At 59.9% G+C, this 3,636-nt stretch carries 3 protein-coding genes; all 3 read right to left on the minus strand.

Annotated elements, in window-relative coordinates:
• Positions 1-436: 436 nt before the first annotated feature.
• Positions 437-937 carry a DUF995 domain-containing protein gene (locus AC1DX0_RS32825; RefSeq protein WP_477358529.1) on the minus strand — a complete coding sequence of 167 codons (501 nt, stop codon included), beginning with the start codon at positions 935-937 and terminating at the stop codon, positions 437-439.
• Between the two features lie 488 nt (positions 938-1,425).
• Positions 1,426-1,836: a hypothetical protein gene (locus AC1DX0_RS32830; protein ID WP_477358531.1), complete on the minus strand. Its 411-nt coding sequence runs from the start codon at positions 1,834-1,836 to the stop codon at positions 1,426-1,428.
• Positions 1,837-2,135: 299 nt separating this feature from the next.
• Positions 2,136-3,636, minus strand: a 1,501-nt coding sequence (locus tag AC1DX0_RS32835) for a glycosyltransferase family 2 protein (RefSeq protein WP_477358533.1), incomplete at its 5' end; no start/stop codon positions are given.

Consider the following 3,636-nt stretch of genomic DNA (forward strand, 5'->3'; position numbering starts at 1 on the left):
CGCATGAACATTAGACATCACTAATTATTAAATTTAATGAAACCCTATGGTAAGCCCACCGTCTCGTCGTCCGTAAGATGAAATTGAATGCGATCAACCGGCGGTCGGCGCGCCGACTGCTCCAGCCGAACCGCTTGATGCTTCAGCATAAGCGATTCGCACGTTCGTTGACAGGCGTCGGCAAAGGCAGCCCACAGTCAAACCAGGGACGGATTTGGGGTTTGCTCGACCGTCGAGATGGATCCGGAGCGGATCGCGCAATCGCGGACTGCGTCAACGCTCATGCAAGCATGCCACAAGCTACTGCCGGCTCAGTGCGGCTGAAACACGACCTAAAGCGCGTCGCGGCGAAGCGGATCCAGGCGATGCGCTTTAAGTCTTTGTTTTTTATGCATGTCGTTCTCCCAAAACCGAGGTCACTTTTGGGCGACATGCATTAATTCTTGGCATCGATCAGCTTGCGGGTCTCTTCGAACTGCGTGCCCTTGGTGTCGCCCGCCACGAATTTCCGGTATTCGTCAGAAGGGTCTTCGGGAGTTCGTTTGAAACTGTACCATTCCCCATCCGGATCCTTGCGCTGCTCAATGGTCCCGCCCTTGATGCGGTGGCTGTAGCAGGTGCGCTGCAGCTTGCCCTTGTAGCTCTTGGATCGCCAGGCGACTTCCATGCACATCTGGCCGTCTTTGGTCACCAGCCATCTGCCCTCGGCGACGGAGGCTGAATCCTGCCCCGACGTCCACGCCCGGAATGGGCGGCCGACCTTTCCGAAATAGGCCGCTCCGTCTTTCCATAGCCATGTGCGGTCAGTGTAGAGAAGCTGCAGATCAAAAGCCGTCGGCACGGTAGCGGCTGCTTCCGCAGGCTTCGGCTTCTTTTCGTCGGTCGCGTGAGCCGCTCCGGCAAGCGCCAACTGGCCACAAACGACCAGCAGAGGCACAAGCCATATGCGCCTGGCAGATTGGCCGCGTTCCCGCTCTCTACCTGTGCGAGGCCAGGGCAATCCGGTCGAAACTGTCGGCATAATCAGCGGTCGCATTTCGGTTTTCGCATCTCGATCCAGCGTAGCGCCGACACGATCGTGACCCAGGACGCACCGCCACGGAGCGTTCTCCCTATCGACGCAGCGCTGGGTTTCCCAGGCCGCGCGGTCAGCATCTGGCTTTACGAGCATTAACAGCCGGGCAAAGACCGATGTCAACCTTTTGAGCCGTAACGAAGTGCTTCAGGATGAGGGGTCGACAAGCCCCGCAAACACTTGCCGACGTGAGACTTCGACGTCAAGCCACGAGGGACGATCGAAGAGGGATCGAAGGCATTCGTCGATTGGTATCGGCACGAATGGAAATCCGGGCGCGAGGGGTGGGTGCGCGGCCCGCACCGCCTCCCCCTCTCGCGCCCGGATTCCAGTCCCCCGCCGAACTCCTGCTAGCGGGCGCGRCAAGCCGCGCGCTGGCCAAATCCGCTCGGACCGCAGATCCAGGGTGAATGGCCAAGTAGTGGGCCGCCATCGCCCAGCTTGTAAGAAACCCTCACCGGAGCAGGCTTGATGATCCCGGCCCGCTGCGGCCGCACGAAAGCGGCGTAGGCCGTTTCGGTCGTGCGCGTCACGCTGGTGGTCTGCATGAGGCGCTTGCGGCTGAACACATGGGACCGCTTCTTGCCGATGTAGTGAATCTTCTTGACCGGCGCATGCACCGCAGGCTTGCCGGCGAGTGAGCCGGTCGTGGTCGCGTCCATGCTCTGGCAACCGGAAACCATCGAGATCAATGCAACGGCAGCTATAGACCAGGCATTTTTTCTGCCCTTAGCAGCCAAACCCCTCACGAATTTGTTCATCACCTATCCCCTGCCGATAAATGCAAGTCGATTGGACGCGGAGATATTTTTCTTTGGTGTCTTCCGCGCAGTGTGAACGACCAACCGCCATTCACATCATGTCCAAATATTAGAGGATACTTATTAAAATTCGCGCAAACGGCATGGTCAGTGCCGCCTTTCGGCGCTCGGTCGGATATTATTAAAATTTGATCTTATTTTCGTGCCTGGAGCTGCAGCAGGTCACCGGCCAGCAATCGAGGCCATCCATCAAGTTGAATGCAGTTCAGGAGAGCTCTTTGCGCGCAAGGCTCTGGGCGTCAGCGCCGCGTTTCCCAACCGGGATCGAAGTAGAAATTGCGGCCGCCGATGTTGCCCTGGCCGGCGCCGGAAACCACATAGGCGATGCGGACGATGCGAAAGCCGCCGGCGCCTTGCTGCAGCCCGTACACGCCCTCCATACCACGGTCGTAGAAACCCATGGCCGGCACGACAAGCGCCAGCATCGTGAGCGATGCCTGGAAGGCGAGTTTGGCAGCGTTGGCACGCAGGGGGATCTTGTTCTCAATGACATGCCTTACGACGATGACCACGACCAGAAGCCCGTAAAGGAAGGCATTGAGTGCGGCGAACCAGTAAAAGCCGGTGGCGTCGAAGGGGTGGTCGACGAGCAGAACCGGCAGCGCCGCTCCGATCGCCAACACCACATACGGAGCGAAGACGCGAGCCGGCAGAAGGTGCTTGGGGCCGCTGCCCTTGGGCGTCACACGGAAATCCACGAACGACTTGGTCAGATAGTCGCGCACCGACGACAGCGTGCCGGCCAGCACCCACGGCCAGCGTGCGAAGAACAGGAACAGCGTGCCTTCCCAACTGATCGTCTTGGCCGTCATCGGCCGCGAGAGGCCGAATGCTTTCAGCATCACCACCAGGCCAACCAGGGCGACGGAGTTGGGCAGGTAGTAGAAGAGGAAGTCGGCATACATGACATTGGCAAAATTGCGCCCGGTGAACAGCGCATACATCGGCATTGCGTACATCAGCAGCGCAAAGACGGCGAACAGCGGATACCAGAGTTGGCAGAACAGGAACTGGAACCGCAATCTCGGCGACAGTTTGGGAAAATATGTCGGCGAATATTCGAGCAGGATCGTCATCAGGCTGCGCGACCACTGGAATTCCTGGGTGACAAGATCGGCAAAGGTTTGCGGGCCGTCGCCATGGGCGATAGCGTCGATCGCATGGACGCCGCGCCATCCGGCCGCGTTGATCAACATCGAGGTGGAATGATCCTCGGCCAGTTCCGGACCGAGACCGCCAGCCTGCTTCAGCGCCTTGGTTCGCACGGCATAGTGTGAGCCGATGCAGAGCGGCGCCCCGCCGCCGGTATGACCGGATTGCAAGGGGCCGTGGAACATTCCTTCCGGAAACAGCCGGCCGCGCGCTGACCAGCTTTCGGCGGCATTGTTGTCGCAGATGCTCGGCGCCGAGACATAGCCGACCGCAGGATCAGCGAAGGGATAAAGGATTTCCCTGAGATAGGTCGGCGTCGGCACATGGTCGGCGTCCATCTGCGCGACGAAATCGTAACGCTCATAACCATAGTGGTCATAGAAGAAGGCCAGGTTGCCTTCCTTGCAGCGGGTGCGGCGCGGCCATGTCTTGCGGTGGTAGTCTTCCCTGCCGCGCCGCGTCGATATCAGCACGCCGCGGGCTTCGCACCAGCGGACCGTCTCCTCGGACGGGTCCTCGTCGGCCAGCCAGGTATCATGCGGATAGTCCTGCGCGAGCATTGCCTCCAACGTTCGCGCAACCACGGCG

Source organism: Mesorhizobium sp. P3_A9, from assembly GCF_056402975.1.